This window comes from Leptospira selangorensis (assembly GCF_004769405.1).
GTDB lineage: Bacteria > Spirochaetota > Leptospiria > Leptospirales > Leptospiraceae > Leptospira_B > Leptospira_B selangorensis.
The window spans coordinates 185,497-207,950 of sequence record NZ_RQES01000019.1; the positions used below are offsets into that span (position 1 = coordinate 185,497).

The 22,454-nt window shown below is 40.0% G+C and carries 18 protein-coding genes; 14 read left to right on the forward strand and 4 right to left on the reverse strand.

Annotated features, from left to right (window positions below; genetic code table 11):
- Positions 1-45 precede the first annotated feature (45 nt).
- Complete coding sequence (locus EHO58_RS15975; RefSeq protein ID WP_135627105.1) at positions 46-2,034, forward strand: TRAP transporter large permease subunit; 1,989 nt, start codon at positions 46-48, stop codon at positions 2,032-2,034.
- A 62-nt stretch (positions 2,035-2,096) separates the two neighbouring features.
- Here EHO58_RS15975 and EHO58_RS15980 read toward each other — a convergent pair whose 3' ends face one another.
- On the reverse strand, positions 2,097-4,409 hold the full coding sequence (locus EHO58_RS15980) for an inorganic phosphate transporter (RefSeq protein ID WP_135627104.1): 2,313 nt from the start codon (positions 4,407-4,409) through the stop codon (positions 2,097-2,099).
- Between the two features lie 233 nt (positions 4,410-4,642).
- Between EHO58_RS15980 and EHO58_RS15985 the strand changes: the two genes are divergently transcribed.
- From EHO58_RS15985 to pgsW, 7 genes are all read left to right on the forward strand, one after another.
- Positions 4,643-5,002, forward strand: coding sequence for an RNA recognition motif domain-containing protein (locus EHO58_RS15985; protein ID WP_135627103.1), 360 nt, complete (start codon positions 4,643-4,645; stop codon positions 5,000-5,002).
- Positions 4,999-5,400, forward strand: a complete 402-nt coding sequence (locus tag EHO58_RS15990) for an FKBP-type peptidyl-prolyl cis-trans isomerase (protein ID WP_167483228.1) — start codon at positions 4,999-5,001, stop codon at positions 5,398-5,400. Before EHO58_RS15985 ends, EHO58_RS15990 begins: the two co-directional genes overlap by 4 nt.
- A 186-nt stretch (positions 5,401-5,586) precedes the next feature.
- Entirely contained in the window at positions 5,587-7,104 is a 1,518-nt protein-coding gene (locus tag EHO58_RS15995) for a PAS domain-containing sensor histidine kinase (RefSeq protein WP_135627102.1), read from the forward strand.
- A gap of 35 nt (positions 7,105-7,139) precedes the next feature.
- On the forward strand, positions 7,140-8,747 hold the full coding sequence (locus EHO58_RS16000) for a SpoIIE family protein phosphatase (protein WP_135627101.1): 1,608 nt from the start codon (positions 7,140-7,142) through the stop codon (positions 8,745-8,747).
- A 42-nt stretch (positions 8,748-8,789) separates the two neighbouring features.
- Positions 8,790-9,980 carry a poly-gamma-glutamate synthase PgsB gene (gene pgsB / locus EHO58_RS16005; protein ID WP_135680599.1) on the forward strand — a complete coding sequence of 397 codons (1,191 nt, stop codon included), beginning with the start codon at positions 8,790-8,792 and terminating at the stop codon, positions 9,978-9,980.
- Between the two features lies 1 nt (position 9,981).
- Complete coding sequence (gene pgsC / locus EHO58_RS16010; RefSeq protein WP_135680600.1) at positions 9,982-10,446, forward strand: poly-gamma-glutamate biosynthesis protein PgsC; 465 nt, start codon at positions 9,982-9,984, stop codon at positions 10,444-10,446.
- Positions 10,447-10,451: 5 nt separating this feature from the next.
- Positions 10,452-11,558, forward strand: a complete 1,107-nt coding sequence (gene pgsW, locus EHO58_RS16015; RefSeq protein WP_244241219.1) for a poly-gamma-glutamate system protein — start codon at positions 10,452-10,454, stop codon at positions 11,556-11,558.
- On the opposite strand, the gene EHO58_RS16020 is transcribed toward pgsW, so the two are convergent.
- From EHO58_RS16020 to EHO58_RS16030, 3 genes are read right to left on the reverse strand one after another with little or no spacing between them, the layout of a single operon-like run.
- Positions 11,555-12,532, reverse strand: a complete 978-nt coding sequence (locus EHO58_RS16020; RefSeq protein WP_135680602.1) for an alpha/beta hydrolase — start codon at positions 12,530-12,532, stop codon at positions 11,555-11,557. The genes pgsW and EHO58_RS16020 overlap by 4 nt on opposite strands.
- 10 nt (positions 12,533-12,542) lie before the next feature.
- Positions 12,543-12,842, reverse strand: a complete 300-nt coding sequence (locus EHO58_RS16025; RefSeq protein WP_135627096.1) for a hypothetical protein — start codon at positions 12,840-12,842, stop codon at positions 12,543-12,545.
- A 1-nt stretch (position 12,843) separates the two neighbouring features.
- Positions 12,844-14,073 carry a DUF445 domain-containing protein gene (locus tag EHO58_RS16030; protein WP_135627095.1) on the reverse strand — a complete coding sequence of 410 codons (1,230 nt, stop codon included), beginning with the start codon at positions 14,071-14,073 and terminating at the stop codon, positions 12,844-12,846.
- 175 nt (positions 14,074-14,248) lie between these two features.
- Here EHO58_RS16030 and EHO58_RS16035 point away from each other — a divergent pair, with 175 nt between their 5' ends.
- From EHO58_RS16035 to EHO58_RS16060, 6 genes are all read left to right on the forward strand, one after another.
- Entirely contained in the window at positions 14,249-15,913 is a 1,665-nt protein-coding gene (locus EHO58_RS16035) for a sensor histidine kinase (protein ID WP_135680603.1), read from the forward strand.
- A gap of 49 nt (positions 15,914-15,962) precedes the next feature.
- Positions 15,963-16,436 (forward strand): cyclic nucleotide-binding domain-containing protein, encoded by a 474-nt coding sequence (locus tag EHO58_RS16040; protein ID WP_086448991.1) that lies wholly within the window; start codon positions 15,963-15,965, stop codon positions 16,434-16,436.
- A 7-nt stretch (positions 16,437-16,443) separates the two neighbouring features.
- The gene (locus tag EHO58_RS16045; protein WP_135680604.1) at positions 16,444-17,355 is read left to right on the forward strand and encodes an alpha/beta fold hydrolase; all 912 of its coding nucleotides are present in this window, start codon (positions 16,444-16,446) and stop codon (positions 17,353-17,355) included.
- A gap of 45 nt (positions 17,356-17,400) precedes the next feature.
- Positions 17,401-19,632 (forward strand): PAS domain S-box protein, encoded by a 2,232-nt coding sequence (locus tag EHO58_RS16050; RefSeq protein ID WP_135627092.1) that lies wholly within the window; start codon positions 17,401-17,403, stop codon positions 19,630-19,632.
- Positions 19,633-19,680: 48 nt separating this feature from the next.
- The gene (locus tag EHO58_RS16055; protein WP_135680605.1) at positions 19,681-21,543 is read left to right on the forward strand and encodes an ABC-F family ATP-binding cassette domain-containing protein; all 1,863 of its coding nucleotides are present in this window, start codon (positions 19,681-19,683) and stop codon (positions 21,541-21,543) included.
- Between the two features lie 192 nt (positions 21,544-21,735).
- Positions 21,736-22,440: an Lcl domain-containing protein gene (locus EHO58_RS16060; protein ID WP_135680606.1), complete on the forward strand. Its 705-nt coding sequence runs from the start codon at positions 21,736-21,738 to the stop codon at positions 22,438-22,440.
- The last annotated feature ends 14 nt before the right edge of the window (positions 22,441-22,454 follow it).

Here is a 22,454-nt window from a genome sequence, read left to right on the forward strand (position 1 = left end):
CCGCTACTCTTATATCAATCAATCGCAGATTCCAGAGGATATTCTATGTGGAGAAAAATCGTTTCCTGGGCGGTATTATTCTTTTTATTCGTACCCCTTGTTCAAAGTGGAAGCCAGTTAGTCCAAGCTAGGCTACTGGGCTTAGGCGGCAGTATTTGGCCGAATTATGCAATGATCCGAAATGTTTGTATCGCGGATCCGAATGCGGAAGCAGATACAAAAGCAGAAGTCAGCCAAGCGGATATGGACGCTTTGGATGATATCGGTCTTGGAGATACAACCGGTGGGAAGAATGTAGGAGTTCCAACAGGACCTACTGAGACCCAATTAGAGTTAGAGAAGCTGGCCGGCTCCCTAACTACAGGGCAGAAATTATATTGCGGATTCGAACGTAGGCTTTCTTGGATTACTATCTCGGCCATAGATTATATTCCAATGACAATGGTATTTCTACTGATCGTAGCTGGAACTGTTTCCACTACCAGAAGATACCATATTGCTCTTAGGAATCCTGAAAACTCAAAAGAGGAAAAGATCACGGAGTGGAGCCAGATCATCGCGAATACGATCATTATGGTGTCCGCTGCATTCATGTATCCTCTTCAAAAAGGTGTGGAAGCTCAGATCCAAGTGCTTTGGGTCGGTGGGCTTATACTTTTAGCAGGATTAAATTTTTATAATTTAAAAAATCCTGTATTTAAAAACGGAGAAGGTAAGCAGAACACTAAACTTTCCAATGCATTATTATGCGTTCCTCTTTATGCTTGGATGGCGCTGATTTGCGGATTGTACTTCTTTATTTTAGAGAAACATCCAGCTGGACTTGCGATCTATCTGCAAAAATTGACGGCACACGCTCAGCTTTATATCCAGATTGGTCTTTATGTTTGGACTGGAATTCTTTTAAGAGATACTTCTTTAGGAAAAAGATTTTTCGATCTTTTGAACCCATGGAAACTTCCTTCCGAATTATTGGCGGTGATTATCGTTGTTGTCGCGGCTCTTCCTACAGCTTATAGCGGCGCATCCGGGATCGTGGTTTTAGCATTAGGTGCTACAATTTTTAAAGAATTGAGAAGAGCAGGTGCAAGCCAAGAGAGAGCACTCGCTGCTACTGCAATGTCAGGAAGTTTAGGAGTAGTTCTTCCTCCATGTTTACTCGTGGTGATCGTTGCTTCTTTGAACTTAGAAGTGACTACTGACGAATTATTCCATTGGGGTTGGAGGGTGTTTGCACTTTCTTCCACTTTATTCTTGATCGTTAGTTGGTTTAGTAGAACCGAATCCTGGAAGATCAAGCCTGAACAAGATGCATTTAAAAAATCTTTATTGGCATTCAAATCTTTCTCAGTGTATTTGGTGATCTCCATTGCAATCGTTCTTACGATCGTTCTTGCACTTGGAACCCATTTCGATGAAAGAACTGCACCGTATATCCTGCCGATCGCGATGTTGGCGCTTCTGTTTATCGATTATAAAATTTCCAAAAAGGAAAAATTGGAAAAAGGAGAAACTCATAACGAAGAAGTGGAACTTTCCAGAACTTCTTATGATGCAGGTTCACATTTAGGAGCACTTCTTCTCCTCATGGGATTATCCGCTTGTATGGGTGGGGTTTTTGAAAGATCGGAAGTGATCAATCTATTCCCGACTCAACTAGGTTCTCCAATGTCTGCGATGTTGATTTTGACATTTGCTCTTGTGATCATTGGAATGCTTATGGACCCGTATGGAGCCGTGATCTTAGTTTCAGTAACCTTGTATCCGATCGCTAAGGCAAACGGTATTCATCCTTTGAATTTCTGGATGACTGCCCTTGTTTCCTTCGAGTTGGGTTATTTGACTCCGCCTGTTGCACTCAACCACTTGTTGACGAAACACGTAGTAAGAGACTTACTAGTAGAGGATAAAAGTTTAGAAGGAAAAGGTTTCTTTGCAAGGCATGAACATATCGTAATTCCGATTATTGTTCTAACACTTACCTTGCTTGTGACCGCTTTCGGGCCGATCCTGTATTCTAAATACGCCGGATAAAAAGCCGCAGAGTTGATTAAATATCCGATGTAGGAACTCCTACATCGGATTTCCAAGAAGTCTTACTTCTTCTTTTTTTTCTTACCTTTTGACTTTGGGAATTCCAGTTTAGAAGGACCGAAATTACCTTTCGCAAATTGTTTCTTCTTGGTTTCAATCCAAGGTAGAACCCAAACTAATTCTTCAGCCAGAGCAAATAAGTTTTCGTTAATATCTACAAGCTCTTCTACCACTAAGAAATAGGCCACGCTGGATTTTAATTTGCTATCACCTTTGCGGATACGTTTCATCTGGTTTTTGTAGATACGGACTTTGATATCCGAAAGTTCTTTTGCTTTTTTGCCTGATCTTGCCTTTTCCACTAAACCGGGTACCTTGTCGGATTGAGCCAAAAGTTCAAAAAGATCTTCTGCGAGTTTACGAAGTTCTTTTAGATCTTCTCTTTCATCCTTGGTCAGTCCGGTTTGGAAACGATCTATCTTTTCGGAAGTGTTCCTATGGATGTTTGCAAGATTTTCTGCGATACGATCAATATAACCAAGTGCATTTGTGAATGGGTGGATGGATTGGAAATCTGACTCGTCAAAATGTCTATCTACAAGACTTAAAAAACCGGAGATAGAAGATTCATAATTTTTCTTTAAGTTCTTTAATATTTTAGAGGCTTGTTTGAAGTCCTTCTTCTTTCCTCCGATATAACCGGAAGAAAGTGTATTCATCGCCTTCTTCTCTAATAATAGATTTCCTAAAAGGGAAGAAAGTGATTTAGAAAGTGCCTTTTCCGGATGTTTGGAAAGTAGAAGTAGTTTTTCCAAATTCTCATCATATTCCGCCTTTCTTTTTTTATGGATTCGATTGAATGCAAGTACCAAGAAGAATGTAAATACTAAGACCACTACTACCGCTGCAAATCCGAAATAATAGAATAGGGCAGCGATAAATCCACCTGTAAAGGAAGCGAATACCGCGGTCATAAACCATCCGCCTACAACTGTTAAAACTCCGCTTACACGATTGACTGCGTTTTCTTTCTGCCAGGCTCCATCTGCGAGAGAGGTTCCCATTGCCACCATGAAGGTTACGAATGTAGTCGAAAGTGGTAGTTTTTCAATGGTTCCGATGAGTATAAGTGCGGAAGCGATAAGTATGTTTACGGAAGCTCTGAGTAAATCGAAAGCATCACTTTCATGCAAACGAACTAATTCCAATGTTCCACTTTGTTTGAACCTGGAAGAGATCCAATTTCTGAGTATAGAAGGTAAAAATCTTTTTATGGGATAATAGATCCCCACTGCGATCTGAACGAATACTCTTGCGACCAGACTAGATTGATAAGCTTCTACGGTTTCACCTTGGGAGCCTAAACTTACTTCGGTTCTAGTTACGGTTTCCGCCTTCTTGGATTTGAATAACGCAATGATCATGATGAGTGCTGCGCCTATCAGAAGCCTATTGTCCGTAAGAACTTCTTTTCCTAAACCCGATGCCATCGTATTTGCATCCCAGTTTGCCGCTTTGATCAGTTCATGCGTTTGTAAACTTGCGATTGGAACTCCAATAAAGTTCACTAAGTCATTGCTTGCAAATGCCATTGCAAGTGCTGCGGTTCCGAATAATACTACGATCTTCAGAACATTAATTTTAGATAAGATCAGGATTTGGAATAGGATAGAAAATCCTATAAAACTCAAAACAAGAATGGTCTTAAAATTGGTTTGGATCCAAGCTAATACATCTTTGCTTAAGAAAGTGGATCCTTTCATTGCGGTAAGAAGAATGAAGAAGATCACAACCGTAACCGCAAGTCCTGAAAAAATCCCACCGAACCATTTCATCGTTTTTTCCAATCGGAAACTGAAGATGAGTCGGAAAAAGAACATAAGGATAAGTCCCGCAAAGAATGCGAGTATCACAGACAATGCGATCCCAAAGATGATCTTTAAGGCGGACTCCGAGTTTATGATCTTAAATGCGTCGTTTAATGAATCTGCTTTGAGAATTGCCAGCACCAAGGAGGCGCCCAATAATTCAAAAACTAAGGACACGGTAGTGGAGGTGGGAAGTCCTAACGTATTATATAAGTCCAGAAGGATGATATCGGAGACCATCACCGCCAAGAATAAGAACATTAACTCCGCTAGGCTGAAAAATTCAGGATGAAAGATCCCTTTTCTTGCAACTTCCATCATTCCGCTGGAGCTTAAGGCCCCGAGTAAGATACCAAATGCGGAAACGATTAGGATGATTTTTCTGGAGGCCGCTCTAGAACCGACTGCTGAATTCGTAAAGTTCACTGCGTCATTGGAAACCCCGACGAGTAAGTCCATTACCCCGAGTACAGCCATGACGACTACTATGATTAAGAAAATATCCATGTTCTTATTTCCTGGAATTATTGGAGAAGAGCACCCCAGGCAGGGTGATTTGGGTAGTATTTAAGGCAAAGTAGGAGCCTCAACCTAAATTTCCGCGAGTTTCTTTTTCAAAATATGGATTATGAAATGGGCTTTCGATTTCTCCCCGACCTGAAAGAATGGGTGATCTAACCGGTTTTTTAGAAAGCAGAAGACCGATTAATCAATCGTCACGATATACAAAAGGAGGCGGTATGAAGATTTCAGTGGGCAATCTTCCCCAGGAATGGAAGGAAGAAGATTTGGAAAAACTATTCTCCAAATACGGAAAGGTCGAACATATTTCCATCAAAAAGGATAAACTCACAGGGCGGTCTCTGGGTTACGGTTCTTTAGAAATGGAAGATGGAGCGGCAAAAAAAGCCCTGGAAGCTTTAAACAAGTACGAGGTTTCCGGAAAAGTTCTAACGGTGGTAGACGCCGACGAATGGAAAAAAGAATTCGATAAAAAACAATCCGTAAAAGGCGGGCCGAATCACAATAAGGTGCAGGGTAGCCAGACCACGGGAGGTTTTGGAAGTTCCGTCAGACGTACTGGAGGTAGAGGAAAATGAATATAAAAAGAATCTATATATTAACTGCAATTTTAATCTCAGCATTCGTTTTGAGCCTAGGTGTATTTGCTCAAAATGGTCTTGTGATTAAAGACATCAAAAAGGGAACAGGAAAAGAGGCCTTCAATGGGTCTAACGTAACCGTACATTATACCGGCTGGCTTACCAACGGAAAAAAATTCGACAGCTCCAAAGACAGAGGAACTCCGTTCCGTTTTGATTTGGGTGCTGGACAAGTGATCCGCGGTTGGGACAAAGGAGTCCAAGGTATGAAAGAAGGCGGAGTGCGTAAATTGACAATCCCTCCTGAATTAGGCTACGGAAGCGCTGGAGCTGGTGGAAGTATTCCTCCTAATTCTACCCTGATTTTTGAAGTAGAATTGCTCAAAGTTTACTGACATTTCTGTGTTAAATCTGTTGCTTCTGTTCTTTTGGACCGGAAGCAACAGTAGAAAAATATCACGATTTTACTTCAATTCACGACAAACCTGCATCCTAGCTCATCTTAATTCTTCTTTTTTTTCATAAACTGTAATATTTAAACAAGCCTACTCTTCCCATTTACTATAGGGAGGAAGAAGGTTTTGAATCAAGAAAACACATTAACTAGTACAACTTCTTCCCAATATCGTACACTATTCGAACACCAACCATTAGCCGCTTTTTTGGTAGAAGCAGATGGGACTATCACCCTAGTAAACCAGAAGTTCGAGGATATCTCCGGAAGAAAAAAATCCGATATCCAAGGTAGAATGAAATGGTCTCAGTTCGCACATCCGGATGATACCGAAAGTCTGACTGATGCATTTATGGACAGATTTAGAAATGAAGTCCCAAAAGTGTTTTCTGCAAGAACAAGATTACTTTCAGCGAGCGGATATAAAAAGGTATATGTAAGAGCTAACCGTATTCCAACGGAAGAAAGTAGAGTGCTCGTTCAAATCCAAGAACTAGATGAAGAAGGTCTGCTAAAAGATTATTCTTTAGAAGATTCAGATTATCGTTGGCGCTCCTTTCTGATGGAAGGGATGGATTTTGTGGTTATCATGGACTTGAACGGGAATGTATTATTCATCAATAAAACATTCACAGGAGTTCCCGCAGATGAGATCCAAGGTAAAAACTTTTTCGAAGTATTAAAAACATCCGATGCATTAAAACTACAAGCAGTCATTTCCAGAGTTTCGAATACAGGAAAGCCGGAAGCGTTCGAAGAATGGAGTAGTTTTACCGGCAAAAGAAGCCATTATTATATTAGGATTTCTCCCGTAACAAAACAGGGAGAGATCAGTGCGATCTTACTTGCGATCTCGGATACTACTCAACAAAAAGAATCCGATTCGGATCGTTTGAGAAGAATGGAATCCCAAAGGCATCGCCAAAAATTGGAAGCCCTTGGGACTTTGGCCGCAGGTGTTGCACACGAGATCAATAACCCTCTTACAGGTATCTTAAATTATGCCGAGATCGTTCGCACTCAAGTAGAAGAGAACGAATCCCTTTCCAAAAATATGGAAGTTATTATCCGGGAGAGCGAGAGAATTTCCGGGATTGTAAGAAGTCTATTAGGTTTTGCTCATAAAGAAGAAGGTATCAAGGCCCATGTTTCCACCGGGGAGATCTTATATTCTTCTATCCAACTTCTTTTACCTTTTTTGGTCCGAGACGGGATCCAGATAGAAGGAATGGAAAATTTGGTAGATGCAGACTCCGAGATCCCGCTTGTGATCGGAGAACCGCAAAAACTAAAACAAGTTTTTCTAAACTTGATCACGAATGCAAGGGATTCGTTGAACGAAAAATATCCTTTCGAGACGGATCGTAAGAAGATCAAGATTTCTCAGTCCATTTTGGAGAGAGGAGATACTCGTTTCGTTCGGATTACCGTTAAGGATTGGGGATTAGGAATCTGTGAGGAGAATTTGAATCGTATTTTTGATCCATTCTTCACCACAAAACCAACCACGGTCGGAACCGGGCTTGGACTTTCAGTCAGCTATGAGATCGTCCGGGAAATGGGCGGAGACATAGAGGTCGAAAGCTCGGAAGAAGAATACGCCACATTTCATATCATGATCCCAGCTTCGGAAAAGATTTCTTGACCTTGCTTTAGGTGAGGAGATACTTTTGATCTCCTATGTCAGAAGCAGAGGAAAAAACTTCCGGAACCAGAGCACCATTCCAATCCGCTTCTAGAAAAGACGTAATTCGGATCTTAGAAAGAATTACGGACGCATTCTTGTCCCTGGATAGGGAACTTAGGATCTTATACGCAAACTTTGAGGCCGAAAAACTTCTGGATATTATCCGGGAAAATTTGGTGGGCAAAAGATTACCCGAGATACTTCCCCAATTTAATTTTACTTCTTTATTCCCTGCGATGATAGAGTCCATGCACACTGGACTTCCGAAAGATCTGGAGATATTGGATCCAAAAGAGAATATCTGGTACGAGGTTCGTATCTTTCCTTCTATCGAGGATATTGCGGTTTATCTGCGTGATGTAACTGCCAGAAAAGAAGGAGAAGTAAAACTCAAAGAATCAGAGGAAAGACTTTCAGAACTAGTGAGAACTTCTTTGGATTCTATACTTTCCGTGAATGAATCTATGGAAATTGTAATGATGAATCCGGCAGCGGAGAAGATGTTAGGATATTCCTCTTGGGAAGTAAACGGGAAATCATTAGATTTACTATTCCCATCAAGACGTAAGAAATATATTTCCAGAGTATTGTATCAGATAGGAGAAAATCCTGATAGAGGGATTTTCGGACCTTTTAGGGCCAAGCGAAAAAATGGAACTGAACCTATTTTAGAAGCATCCGTTTCCAAGGTAAATACCTCTTCCGGAAAAGGTTATACTCTTATACTACGGGACATTACTGACAGGATTTTTATCCAAAAAAAACTTAGAGGAACCGTTGAAGAACTCAAGACGGTGGACAGACAGAGGTTGGATCTCCTACAAAATCTGGAAGCGGAAGTGGAGTCCCGTTCCAATGAACTTACCAGATTTTATCGTTTGATGAAGGAAGAATTGAACCTTGCGAAAAGAGTACAGAATAGTTTATTACCTCCGATCGATTATTCCATTCCTGGAGTTCAAACTTTCGTAAATTATGTTCCGGTAATGGAAGTGGGGGGCGATTGGTTCGATGTATTCGAATTTCGTCCCGGCGTTCTTAGAGTGATCTTGGCAGATGCTACAGGTCACGGGGTCCAAGCAGCACTTGTAACCATGACAATCAAGGGAGTTTACGAGCCTATAAAATATTTGGCGGATTCTCCTTTGGAACTGATCAAGGGGATCAATACTGATTATTGCAGGAATTTCAAAAATCTTCAGATGTATTTTTCCTGTTTTATCCTGGATATAGATACGATAGAGAGAAAGATCCGATTCGCGTCCGGAGGTCATCCGGCACTCTTATGGAAATCCAAATCCGGGATCAAACCTTTAGAAAGAACGGGATCTCTTTTGGGTTTGAATTCGAAAATGGAATATTTGGAAGAAGAATACGAATATTCGGAAGGGGACTCCATACTGATGTTAACGGATGGGATCTTTGAAGAATTCGATTCAGAACAAAATCCATTCGGCGAAGAAAGGATAGAAAAAATTTACAGAGAGTCCGGACTGAGTGGATTAGAGCTACATTCCCAAATTATAAAAGAAATGAAAGCTCACTTGGGAGAAAAAGAACCCCAGGATGATATCACTCTGATTTCTCTGAACCTGACCTAATCTCAGTTGACCTAAAAACTTATTTAGAAGGACATTCTTTACGTGTCCGAATTTCTCATACTATTTCCGTTACTTCTGGTTTTATTAGGATTCGGATTTGTAGAATATATTTTTCATGTTTCCAGAAGGAACAAGATCCCAATCCGCATTCATGTAAACGGAACAAGAGGAAAAAGTTCCGTTACAAGATTGATCGCTTCCGGTTTGAAGGAAGGTGGGTTTCAGGTTCTCGCTAAAACAACGGGAACCGTTCCAAGATTGATATTGCCCGACGGTTCCGAAAAGAATATAATCAGATATGGTGCTCCCAATATTTTAGAACAGAAGTTTGCGATCCAAGAAGCGGTTAAACGAAAAGCAAATGTTATCGTTTTAGAATGTATGGCACTTGTTCCCTTCAACCAAAAGGTTTCAGAAGAGAAATTGATCAAGGCTACACATACGATCATCACAAATGTAAAAGAAGATCATTTGGAAATCATGGGACCGGAGAAGAAGGACGTAGCATTGGCCTTAAGCGGTTCCATTCCGGAGTCCCAAAAATTATTCACTTCGGAAAAGGAATTTTATCCATTCTTCCAAGAGATATGCAAAAGAAAAAATACGGAAATCATTTCATCTCGTCTGGAACAATATTCTGATCTAGATTATATGCAAGGTTTTGCCTATTATGAACATCCTGAAAACGTAGTTTTAGCCTTGGCTGTATGTGAATCTTTGGGAGTAGGTCCTGAGACTGCAATTAGTGGTATGTGGTCCCATTCTCCGGATTTAGGAGCTACCTTTTTTGCAGAATACGATTTGGGAGAGAAGAAGATCGCGTTTGCAAATGGGTTTGCAGCAAACGATCCAAAATCTGCCGCTAGCATTTGGGAAAATGCGAGCTTAGAGTTTCCTGAATATGATTATAAAGTCGCTCTTGTAAATTGTAGAAAGGATAGACCGGAAAGATCCGAACAAATGGCTAAAGAAATCCTTTCCTGGAAGAAAAATATTCCGGACTTAATTGTGATTATTGGAGAAGAAACAGAAGTATTCAAAAAGACCTGTTCGAAATTAAATTTAGGAAATTCTAAATTAGAAGATCTGAAATATCTGAATGCAAAAGAGGTATTAGGATTTTTAGAAAGATCCCTACCTTCTAATTCAATGGTGGTTGGTCTTGGAAATATAAGCGGATTAGGTTTAGAACTTCTGGAATGTTTAAAACAAAAGGAAATGTCGAAAGGTTGATATGGATTTATTGAGTATTTCCATCGGATTAGGGCTCGGGATCAGTTTATTTTTTTCCGAATTTTTCGGAATTGCCGGCGGGCTCGTAGTTCCGGGATATTTCGCATTACAGCTCCAAAATCCAATCAGCATCCTTCTTACCTTACTCGTGAGTCTATGTGTTTTCTGTTTAGGAAAACTAATTTCAAGATTCGTAATATTATATGGGAAAAGACGAACTGCGGTTTTACTTTTACTCGGGTTCGTATTGGATGCGATCGGTAACGAGTGGATATTTCCATTAATCTTTAAGGACATGATCCATTTAGGATCGGAAGTAAAAGCGATCGGTCATATTATTCCGGGACTTATCTCCGTTTGGATGGATCGGCAGGGTTGGCTGGAAACTCTTGCGTCTTTGCTCGCTGCTTCCGTAATTGTTCGTTTGATCCTAATCCTATTTCTTGGAAAGGAGTTACTACCTTGAAGGGGATGTATTGGAAATCGTCCAACAAATCCGTTATTTATTATCTGGTTTTAGCAGTATTTTCACTTTTTGGAATGTATTTGGTGGAACATTTTCGTTCCGAAAATATGCAGGAGCATTATTCCGAAAAGATAGAAGCCTCCAAATTCACTCTAAGAGCTTTCGAGGAGATTAAACAATATAAAGAATCCAAAGGTAAAAAGATTAATTTGGATTTTGATCCTTCCGGTTCAGGTTTGATCGGTGAATTTTTTACGCCTGTTACGAGCAATTTAGGTGTACTTAGAGCAAAACAAAGTTCTATCAATCCGAATTTTGGTGCATTGGTTTTAGAATATTTAATCCAAGCAGGAATTCAAAAGGGGGATACAGTCGCAGTTTCTCTTTCCGGTTCTTTTCCTGCCTTGAATATTGCAGTTTATTCTGCAGCTAAGACCTTGGAGTTAAAACTTGTAATCATTTCTAGTATGACTTCTTCTCAATGGGGAGCGAATGATCCGGATTTTTTATGGCCAGATATGGAGAAGTGGCTCTATACTCGACGGATTTTTCCTTATCAGTCCCTGGCATATAGTTGGGGTGGAATAGAAGACCAAGCATTCGGGATTCCTAAAGAAGGGTCGAAGAACCTACAAAATTCCGCTTCTATAAATTCACTCCCAATGCTCCATTCCAAGAATTACTCGGAAAGCCTGGAAGAAAGAATACGTCTGTATTCTGCAGTTATCCCTCTTTCTGAATACAAAGCTTATATCAATGTGGGTGGTGGAACAGTTTCCGTAGGAACTAAGAAGAATTCTGCAGAATTTTCCCCAGGTCTAAATCTAAAACAGCCGGTTATTAGAGATGGAAGAGATTCTGTCATGAGGCGATTCGCAAATTTAGGAATTCCGATTATTCATTTGGTTCGAGTAGAAGAGCTTGCAATTCAAAATGGATTTACAATCCAACCTAAAAAGATCCCGGAAATTGGAGAAGGTAAGATATTCAAAAGATCGGAATATGATCTTAGGTTAGCAACTATTGTTTTAGCTGGGATTTTAGTACTATTGTATGTGTTCTTTAAAAGAGACCATTTTATAGAAGAAGACGATAGGGACGAATCTCTTTAAGATCTCAAAAATTTGAATATTTCCTGGTCCCTTTCCTTATCTTCCAATAATACCGATTCGTAGTGGTTTTTATCCGGGAGTTCATAAACTTTCAGGTTTTGGATCTTATCTTTCATCTTCTCGATTGCAGTAGAAGGTAAAAGTTCATCTCCAGGTTTGAAATTCGGTTTTAAAGCACGTATCACAAGAACAGGACAACGTAATGCGGAATATGGCATTACTTTGTTTTCTTTTAGGGTTTTGAAAAATTCCTTCGGATCTTTAAAAAGCCTCGTTAGGATCCCGGCAGGTTTCATTGCCCCGCCCATATTTTTTAGTTCGGAATCGATCACAAATGGTGGAATGGAACAAAGCACCGGTCCGTAAAAAGTATTCTCCGGCATTAAAGAGGGGGAAAGTGTTCCGATGGGCTCCAGTTCGTATAATAAGAAATTCTGAATATTCGTATTCCATGCGGAAAGTAGAGGGGATTTTTTAGCTTCTTGCAGGTACGTTTCCTTACTGGGGATCCTTCTGCCCAAACGAGCCAAAGAACCTTGGATCATGAGTAAATTGGAAATTTTACGTTTGATGGAAAGTTCTCCTCCTCCATCTATCAAAACCGCTTTTTCTAGGAAACTTGAGAACTTCTCCGCAAATCTAAGGGTAATCCAGGCCCCTAATGAATGGGAAAGTATAGATATTTTAGAATATCCTAATATAGTAGAGAGTTCTTTTAGGTCCTGGGCATGGACTCTCGCGGAATATTCCTCTTTCGGTTTATCTGAATTTCCTCTTCCTCTTAGATCGTATACGATTACGGTGATCCCTTTTTTGGAGAGTCCTTGAGCGATCGGTTCGAAGTTTTTAAGATTTCCCGTTAAGCCATGAACACAGAAAAGAGGAACTTTGGATTTGCCTGGAAAGATCCGATAGGAGATTCGGATTCCGGATGGTAGAGTTGCTATTTTGGAATCCGAACCGAATTGTAACATTCTGAAATGTTTAGGAAACTTCTGCCCCTAGTCGGATCAGAATATTCTCCAAATTTTTTTCCATTTCTGATCTAAGAGCTAAATGTAGTAAAGCAATCTTTTCCCTTTTTTTGACGGCGGAAAATCCTTCACCTTCTCTTTGTAGTTTAAACCAGATCCTGGATTCACCTAAGCCTGAAAATCGAATACAAAAATCGTCTTCTTTTAGATCGAATTTTGTAATTTCACCCAATCTTCCTCCGGCGATTGCTTTGGTTAATTTCCGAAGGAAAGAGTCAGGATCAGAATCTGTAACCTTGATCAGATTCATATTACACCGCGATCATATAGATCCCTTGTATAAGACCTACGATTGCTCCTAAAACGGAACCGATCAGGATAAGAACATACTCGTCTTCTTGGAAAGCGGATCTTAAGATTGGTTCGAATTCTTCAGGTGGGAGATCCTTCATACGTTTGAACATATTATTTTCTATGCTCATTGCTCTTCCCATATAAGTTTCTAGTTTAGTGGAACTTCCTGCCAATGAATCGCTTACCTTGCGGATTACTTCTTTTTTAGTATTCTCGAAATCCGAATCTTCTCCCTTATTCTCCTCATCTAGTTGTCCGCCTAAGTTTAGGCGAGAAGCAGCCGATTCCGTTTCTGCTTGGATAGTTTCGACAAGAGTTCTTGCGGCTCTTTTGTATAAAATTTCTTCTAAAACGTTTCTTGCAGTTAGAACTTGGGTTGCGAATACGTTTGAATATTTTTTAGAAACTTCTTCTTGTCTTGCGATGAATAAACCTCTGTATTTGATCGGTCCCACTCTTTTTTCATAAAGAGGGCGGAAGATCATTGTGAGTGCCACCCAGTTTGTAATATATCCTACGATAATCCCTTGGATAGGAAGTGTCCACCAGATAGGAAGATAATTCCAAAGGAATGCCTGTGCGATCCCGAGCGCACCACCGAGAGCCCAGCCGCAATGTTCGATAAATTTGAATTCTTTAGAACCGACTTCTTCGAATATGTTTACGATCCTTTCTACATTCGGACCAGTAAGTTTACGTAATACCAAAGATCTGAAATTGAAAACGGAGGATACATTCTCCTTCACTTGGGTCATGATATTCTTAACAGTATGAGCGCATTTTTCTTGGACGGCTCTTACTATCTCTTCTCCATGTCCGTTCTCTAAATGTTTTCTAAGAACTGGATTGATATGATGGACTATTTCATGAGTGGCAGAAGGGATTAGTTCGTTTAGAACTGGTTGGAACTCGGTTTCTAATTGATCCGGATCCACTTTGGAGAAAAAATCCTCTACCTTGATCAGCCTCTCGGTCATGATATTCACCGATTTTAGGGCCAATTTCTGGGCCTTCTTCGGAACGATACCTTGCCATCCTAAATAAGGAGGAATTCCTACAAATTCCAATGGGTAGAATGTCATTTTTAAGGCTACCACGTTGGTAAACCAACCCACGAATCCGTAGGTGAAAGGCATCATGATGATCCCGATCAATTCTTTGTTTTGACTGAAGAAGGACAGATCCATATTTTCAATTCCTGTAGCGTGCGCTATACTATTCGGTTCTATTGCAAAGTCCTTTTCGACCCAGTGCACTGCAAGTTATTTTTCCCGACTTTTTGGGATCTTATCCTTTGGTTTTGAAAAAAGATTTTTCAGAGTCGAATAATACCTAAGGAATGGTCCTCCCAAGTTTTGAAATATGAAGTCCTCATTCTTTCCATACTGGTGTATTTTAATGGATCCTTCCGGATTGATCGTTGAGACCAATCTTCCTCTGGATTCCTGGAGACAAAATCCTCTCTCCTATTTTTTGCATGGAACGGAGAAGATCGAAGGGGAGAACGGAAGTGCTGTACTTTCTTGGCAGCCAGGAAAAAGCCCTCTTTCATTTCCGGGGAGCACCGTATTACTCGCAAGTTGGTCGCTTACACACGGGATGTTTTGGATCAAGATGGAACCGATGGAAGAAGGTTCCGCTTCTCTTCTTGAAAATTCTTTTTGGAAAGAATTTTTATCCAGCGATCGACCTTTCCGACAAATATTCGAGACCAACCAAGCCATCAAATGGATCTTAGATCCCGACTCAGGAGATATTTTATACGCGAACCAAGCAGCGAGCCAATTTTACGGATATAGCCAAGAAGAAATCCTGAAAATGAAGATCACTGATATTAACATTTTTACGAAAGAACAAATTTTCGAAGAGATGAGACAAGCTGCAATCGAGGCTAGACAATATTTCAGATTTAGGCATAAATTAAAAAGTGGAGAGATCCGCGAGATGGAAGTTTATAGCGGGCCTTTGCAGTTCGGAGGTAAAAGAGTATTATTCTCTATCTTATACGATGTCACAGAAAGAGTGAAAGCGATCTCTTCATTAGAAGAAAGTGAAAGAAGATATCGTTCTTTAGTGGAAAGCGCCTCTGATTCCATCATCATTACAAATTTTGGAACTAAAATTTTAGAAGTGAACCGAAGAATGTCCGAACTTTTGGAGTATACCAAAGAAGAACTCCAAACATTCACCTTAAAAGATATTCTAGACGAGGAAAGTTATGCAGATGCAATTTATAGAATTCCATCTTTAGAAATAGGCAAACCTGTTATTTTGAACAGGAAGTTCAAAACTAAATCGGGAAAAATTATAGAAGCAGAGGTAAACGCCGTCCGGATTGATGATTCCCGCTATATGGGGATCGTAAGAGATGTAACAGAAAGGAATTTTATGACCAGAACTTTGGAAAAGTCCCTAAAAGAAAAAGAGGCTATGCTCCAAGAGATCCATCATAGGGTCAAAAATAACCTACAAGTGATTTCTAGCCTTCTTGGCCTGCAATATGAGAATACGGAAGATCCAAATCTAAAAAGGATCCTGCAGGAATGTGAGAATCGAGTCAAGTCCATGGGATTTGTTCACGCTGAATTATATAGGTCTGAAAACTTTGCGGCAGTCGACTTGGAGAATTATTTTACCACAGTTTCTTCTAATCTGATCAGAGCTTATGGAGGAGTTCCTCGAATCCAACTACAGCTGGACCTAAGTTCTTTGGAAGTAAGTATCGAAAGAGCGATCCCTCTCGGGCTGATCTTAAATGAACTTCTCACCAACTCCTTAAAATATGCGTTTCCGGAAGATCGTTCCGGAAGAATACAAGTTAAGATCTTTAAGGAAGATCAGAATATCGTCTTCTCATACTCAGACGACGGGGTGGGTTTTAAAAAAGAAAATCAAAACGGCTCCGGGACCATAGGTATCCAGCTCATAGAGATCTTATCCAGGCAGCTTAAGGCAAACTCGGAATTTACTTCGGAAAATGGAGTTGTTTTTCGTCTTAGAATTCCGGACCGGAATCCAGGAAAGTAGCTTGATGGTTTTTTTCTAGGCTCAATACTCGGTCTTTGGTAAGGAACACATGCAACACACTACAGAAGAAATCCTACACCAGATTTATTTATTTTCCAGCTTCTCTATGGATGAATTGGCTAAAATAGCTGAGAAGACAAAATACAAGGTGCTTGAACAAGGGGACGCGGTTTACCAAGAAGGGAACGAAGCAAAAGCGTTCTATGTGGTAATGTACGGAACTCTGAAAATTTTGACCTCCACTGAAAAAGGGGACGATGTAAACGTAACCACGATTGCAACAGGCGATCATTTCGGAGAATTCCCGTTTTTGGACCAGGGGAAAAGAGCCGGAACAGTGGAAGCAATGGAACGTTGCGAACTTTTGGAAATTCCTTTCGACCATCTACAACATATCTTGGATTCAGATAAGGAACTCGCTCTAAAGTTTTATAAAGGGATCACCAATTATCTGGTGAAAAGAATGAGACTTCTGACTCATGACTTGGCTTACGCTAGAGAATTAAAAAAACGTTATTCGTGATCTGACTATGAACCGCAAATTTTTTCCAATCTATCTTTTTCTAATATTATTCGGGCTAACCTATTGTTCTGAGACCCTCGTCAAAACCGGCATCGGTTATGAAAGATGGAAAGCGGGCCTCGAAAAAAAACAAACCAAGTTAGAACCTTGGAACTGGGTATATTTAGAAGGCGGACAAGGTAGCGAAAAAATCCTGATGGTCCACGGATTCGGAGGAGATAAAGACAATTGGACTAGATTTTCCAAATGGCTTACACCTTCTTACACTGTAGTAGCTGTGGATCTTCCAGGTTTTGGGGAAAATGATAGAATTGCGGATCAGAATTATAATATTGCTGAGCAAGTAAAACGATTGGATGAGTTCGTTACTAAACTTGGTTGGGAAAAGTTCCATATCGTAGGAAACTCTATGGGCGGAGCAATCTCTGGAGTGTATGCAGCAACTTATCCTCAAAAGGTTATATCTCTAGGATTATTCGCTCCTTCCGGTGTGAACAGTCCCGAAAAAAGTGAATTGTCCAAAAATTTGGAGAAGGGGAAGAATAACTTAGTTGCGACTAACGCAGAAGAATTTCAAGAATTGATGAAATTCATTTTTGTAACTCCTCCTCCGATTCCTTCTTTTTTAGCTTCTTATTTTGCGGAGAAGGCTATCAAAAATTCCGAATTTAATAAATACATATTTAAACAGATCCGATCTACTGGATTTCCTCTGCAGGAAAATATGAATAAGATCCAAGCGAGAACCTTAGTTCTTTGGGGAGATACTGATAGAGTATTGAGTGTCTCCGGAGCTGGAGTATTGGAGAAGGGTATCAAAGGATCTAAAAAGGTTATCTTGAAAGATATGGGCCATGTTCCTATGCTGGAAAGACCTGAAGAAGTAGCGAATACTTACAAAGAATTTTTAGTGAAGTAATCTCTAAGAAAACTTTGTTTTTCTTATGAGTTGTTCGGAGTTGCGATGGCTCTTGCCAAACTTTTAAAATGGTTTCAAAATCGGAATCTTCGAAAAAAAATAGAAAAAGAAATCCGTGCCCTCGCGCCCGAAGTATTTAACGATTATCTTTACAGAGTAGATGTATTAGATAATGGAGATCTACTATTAAGCTGGGCAAACGAAGGATTTTTAAAATTCTGCGGCATCAGTATAGATGATCTGAATAATCCATGGCCTGCTGCGGATCCAAAATACTTTCATCCTGACGACCATGATTTAATTAAACAAAGGACACGGTCCTTATTATCCGGTTCCCCTAGGGCGGATGAATATAGAGTTTATGGTCCTGATGGACAGATTAGATGGTTGAGAGACCATGCTCACCCAATTTGGGACCCTGTCAAAAAAAGAGTGGCTCAGATCTACGGTTCGGTCCAGGACCTAACTCCATTAAGAAAAAGTGAAATTGTATTACAAGACCAACTTTCCTACACGAATATCCTGTTGGATAGTACGGAAGAATGGGTAATTCGGGTAAACCAAGCGGGGAAAATACAATATGTAAATTCTTCCGGAAGATCCGAGGTAAGAAGGCAATTCGGAATAGAATTACTTCCTGATTCTAAGATCTTATCCTTGATCTCAGAAACTCATAAGGAAATTTTCCAAGCACAATTAAATAAGGCATTTTCCGGAGCAAAGGTCAAATGGCATTTCTCCAAACTTTTTCCTGTTCAGCCTAATTCTGAATTAGAAGTTTCTTTCGCTCCCTTATCTAAAGAAGGGGCAATTAAAGAAGTCGTAATATTCCTAAAAGACGTAACTCTCAGAACTGTCTGGGAAACAGCGCTACTTGCAAGCGAAGAGAAATATAGAAAATTGGTAGAAGTATCTCCGGATGCGATTGGTCTTCACGCAGACGGAAAAGTACTCTATATCAACCAGACCGGTCTTAAAATGCTCGGTTATGAGACCTTGGAAGAAGTGGAAGGAAGACCAATTGTAGAATTTATACATCCTGAATCCAGACAGGTTGTGGCAGAAAGAGTTCTCAAAGCAATGCTCAAATCGGAACCGTTGGAACCGATAGAGGAGAAGTTCATCCGTAAGGACGGAACGGAGATCTCTGTAGAGGTTTCCGGAATCGCATTCGAGCAAAGAGGCCAAAAATTAATGCAGGTGATTGTAAGAGATATCACTGAAAGAAAAAAGGCGGAACTCGAATTAGGAGAACTAAGAAAAAAGATCCTACAAACAAACGATAGATTACAAGCGATCATAGAAGGTGTAAAAGATTCCATATGTGCTGTGGATATGGATCTAAGAGTCATCTCTTGTAATACCGCATTTGAACTTATGGTTTGGAAATTATATGGAAAAAGGATCACAGTCGGCCAAACGATATGGGATATCGCAATCGATAATCCGGAAGAAAGAGAAAGGATTATCCGAAATTGGAGTAGGGCCCTGACCGGTGAAGTTTTCAAAATGGAGAGAAAAATTTCAGGCCTAGTCAAAGATTCCATCGTGCTTGAGATAAATTACAGTTCTATTAGGGACGAAAGCCATAATATGATAGGTGCTACTCAGATCATCCGGGATGTAACCGATAGATACCAATACGAAGAAACCTTACGAAAATCCTTGGACGAAAAAGAAGTAATGTTGAAGGAGATCCATCATAGGGTTAAGAATAATCTACAGGTGGTTTCCAGCCTTTTAAGTTTACAAACGGATTTTACCGATGATCCGAAACTAGTCTCTATTCTGAAAGAATGTGAGAGAAGGATCCAATCCATGGCTCTCGTTCATAAGGAACTTTATCAAAATGACACGATCGCGGATGCGGACTTCACCGAATATTTAAACAATCTACTTGTGGCACTCGTACAATCATTCGGTGCAAACAAAAGAGTGGGTTATTCTATAGAATCTCAAGATATACGTTTAAATTTGGATTTTGCGATCCCACTTGCATTAGTATTCAATGAACTAGTTTCAAATTCCTTAAAATACGCATTCCCTGGAAACCAAAATGGAGAGATATTTATCTCCATTTCCAAAAAGGAAGACGGGCTTTCCATTTCAATAGGAGATAATGGAGTAGGACTTCCTAAAACAGTGGATGTTAGAAAGTCGGAAGGACTCGGATTACAATTGGTAGGAATGTTATTGGATAAGCTAAAAGCAAAATGGGGACTAGAAACAGTAGAAATAGGAACCAGATACAAAATAGAACTTCCGATCCCAAAATAGTCTCTTAAAAGAATTGCTTCTCATCTGGTTTCAAAAAGGCTGGAAGCGATGAATCTAATCTCCATAGATAAGGTCGGTAAATCCATCGGCGAAAAACAACTCTTCCAAGGTTTGAGCTTCGGAATAGACGAGGGAGAAAAAACAGGGTTACTCGGGATCAACGGATCCGGAAAATCCACCTTACTTAGGATCTTACTCGGAATAGAAGAGCCGGACACCGGCAAAGTAGTCCGAAACAGAGAACTCAAAATTTCATTTTTATCTCAATTTCCGGAGTTCGATCCGGATAAAACTGTATTAGAACATATACTTTCAGGCTCAGGAATTCTTTTAGATACGGTCAGAAGATACGAAAAAGCATGTATCGAATTGGAAAAAGGCGGAGAAGAAGCCGAAAAAGAATACCATCTCGCAATGGAAGAAATGGATTCCAAACAGGCTTGGGAACTGGAATCCAAACTCAAAAATATATTAAGAGAACTGAATATACCTGATCTTTCCAGAAAAATGGGAGAACTTTCGGGAGGAATGGCTAAAAAAGTTTCCCTGGCACAGGCTCTAACCGACGAATCCAATTTTTTGGTATTAGACGAACCTACTAACCATCTGGATATAGATGCAATCCTTTGGCTCCAGGACTTCTTAAAAAGTACCGACAAAGCGGTTTTACTCGTTACTCACGACAGATACTTTTTGGAAGAGATCGCAAATCGTATCTTAGAAATAGATCGAGGAAACTTCAGAGTATATCCAGGAAATTATGATCTGTATCTGGAAAAAAAAGTAGAGATGCAGGTAATAGAAGAAAAGGAAGAAGCAAAACGAAAATCATTTCTTAGAACGGAACTCGAATGGCTGAAACGCCAACCGAAGGCAAGAGGCACCAAACAAAAAGCAAGAACGGACCGTGTGATCGAAGTAATGGAAAGAAAGAAGGCGGGCAAGGATATCGTCCTGGATATTTCCGTTTCTGGCAGAAGGTTAGGTGGCAAAATATTAGAATTAAAGAATATTAAAAAATCTTATACTAAACAAGAACTGATCTCCGGATTCTCCTATGTATTTAAGGGTAAAGAAAGGATCGGAGTTGTGGGACCTAATGGCGCAGGAAAAACCACACTTTTGAATCTGATCACAGGAAGGGAAAAAACGGATTCTGGAGATGTAGCGGCAGGTCTCAACACAAGTTTCGGATATTTCGACCAGCTTGGAAAGGAACTCCCTGGTCCTAAAAAAGTAATAGATTATGTTAAAGAAGAAATTGCGCCTACGATCAAGATGAACGATGGATCTTCCTGGACCGCATCTCAGTTTTTGGAAAGGTTTTTGTTTCCACCTCAATTGCAACAAACTAAGATTGAAAGGCTTTCAGGTGGCGAAAAGAAAAGACTTTATCTAATTCTACTTCTTATGAGAAATCCGAACTTCTTAGTTTTGGACGAGCCTACAAACGATCTGGATATTCCTACACTTTCAGTACTTGAGGAATTCCTGGATGATTTTCCAGGAGTGGTGCTCGTCGTTTCCCACGATCGTTACTTCATGGACCGTGTCACAGATTATCTATTCGTATTCAAAGGTGAAGGGAAGATCGATAGATTCCCAGGCAACTATTCGGAATATCTGGAATACAGAGAATATGAAGAAAAGGAAACCAAAGCTAGTTCTTCTAAACCGACTGAAAAACAAACGGACAATAAGAAGAAGGGCCTAAGCTACCAAGACAAAAGAAAACTGGAGATCTTGGAAAAGGAGATCCTTTCCTTGGAAACAGAGGAGAAGGAGCTGGTCCAAAACCTACAATCGCCTGACCCTGAACTTTCCAGAAAATCAGGAGAACGTTTAACCCAATTACAGGACGAATTACAGAAGAAGGTCACTGAATGGGAAGAGCTTGCTTCTAAAGAATAGAATTTGCTCTAATCTATAATCACCAAACATTCTGTAATGATTATGTAAATCTTATACCCGCATTAAACAGTGTTAAACGAACTAATCCAAAGTGATTAGTTTTCACTATTGAATGCTCCTAATTCTATGATTTTTGTTCCTTAGTGTCACTCGATGCTTGACGGGAAAAGAACTAGGTGCATCTTCCTTCCTATGAAACATCTATCTGCAATACTTCTTTTTTCTATAATCTCTATTTTAAACTGCGCAGGTCCGAAACAAGATGATTTGAGCGGCTTGCTATTATTATTAGCAGGTGGCGGTGGAGGTAATTCTTTCCATTGCGGTCAGACGGTAGCAAATCCGGTGAATGTAGGTTTTTCTACTAGCCCAAATAGCTATGTTGCAAATGTAAACAATGATGCTTTTGTCACTGCATTGGGCGGGAATAACTGCGAATCGGCGGCTTTAGTAGATAATGATAATGGAACTGTAACGGATACCGCGAATCATTTTTTATGGACTTTATGCACTGGATACAATTCCTCTGGAACCATTTTGAAATACGATTATACTTCCTCAGATTGTAATGCCGCCTCTACACCTACATCCGATGATATTAATATTACTTTTGCTCAGGCAGAATCATTCTGCAATAGTTTAACTTTTGCAGGTCATTCCGATTGGGGATTACCTGATTCGATACAATTGTTTTCCTTATATTCCGCAACCACTCCGTTCGCTTTGAGTTCTTTTGGAACCAAAAAATCATTAGTCAGAGTGGGAGGTTCCTGGTCTACTACGCAAACGACTTCATATAGCATTGTAAATTCATATGCGAATGCAACCCAGAGGTTCTTTACTACAGCCCCTTCAACGACTTCAGTCGGGAGTTTTGTTTGTGTAGCTAAAATCTAAACTGCTTTGAATAA

Coding starts and splice junctions, on each gene's coding strand:
- EHO58_RS15975 (WP_135627105.1), top strand. CDS start 46: ATGTGGAGAAAAATCGTTTCCTGGGCGGTATTATTCTTTTTATTCGTA.
- EHO58_RS15980 (WP_135627104.1), bottom strand. CDS start 4,409: ATGGATATTTTCTTAATCATAGTAGTCGTCATGGCTGTACTCGGGGTA.
- EHO58_RS15985 (WP_135627103.1), top strand. CDS start 4,643: ATGAAGATTTCAGTGGGCAATCTTCCCCAGGAATGGAAGGAAGAAGAT.
- EHO58_RS15990 (WP_167483228.1), top strand. CDS start 4,999: ATGAATATAAAAAGAATCTATATATTAACTGCAATTTTAATCTCAGCA.
- EHO58_RS16000 (WP_135627101.1), top strand. CDS start 7,140: ATGTCAGAAGCAGAGGAAAAAACTTCCGGAACCAGAGCACCATTCCAA.
- pgsC (WP_135680600.1), top strand. CDS start 9,982: ATGGATTTATTGAGTATTTCCATCGGATTAGGGCTCGGGATCAGTTTA.
- pgsW (WP_244241219.1), top strand. CDS start 10,452: ATGTATTGGAAATCGTCCAACAAATCCGTTATTTATTATCTGGTTTTA.
- EHO58_RS16020 (WP_135680602.1), bottom strand. CDS start 12,532: ATGTTACAATTCGGTTCGGATTCCAAAATAGCAACTCTACCATCCGGA.
- EHO58_RS16025 (WP_135627096.1), bottom strand. CDS start 12,842: ATGAATCTGATCAAGGTTACAGATTCTGATCCTGACTCTTTCCTTCGG.
- EHO58_RS16030 (WP_135627095.1), bottom strand. CDS start 14,073: ATGGATCTGTCCTTCTTCAGTCAAAACAAAGAATTGATCGGGATCATC.
- EHO58_RS16035 (WP_135680603.1), top strand. CDS start 14,249: ATGAAGTCCTCATTCTTTCCATACTGGTGTATTTTAATGGATCCTTCC.
- EHO58_RS16040 (WP_086448991.1), top strand. CDS start 15,963: ATGCAACACACTACAGAAGAAATCCTACACCAGATTTATTTATTTTCC.
- EHO58_RS16045 (WP_135680604.1), top strand. CDS start 16,444: ATGAACCGCAAATTTTTTCCAATCTATCTTTTTCTAATATTATTCGGG.
- EHO58_RS16050 (WP_135627092.1), top strand. CDS start 17,401: ATGGCTCTTGCCAAACTTTTAAAATGGTTTCAAAATCGGAATCTTCGA.
- EHO58_RS16055 (WP_135680605.1), top strand. CDS start 19,681: ATGAATCTAATCTCCATAGATAAGGTCGGTAAATCCATCGGCGAAAAA.
- EHO58_RS16060 (WP_135680606.1), top strand. CDS start 21,736: ATGAAACATCTATCTGCAATACTTCTTTTTTCTATAATCTCTATTTTA.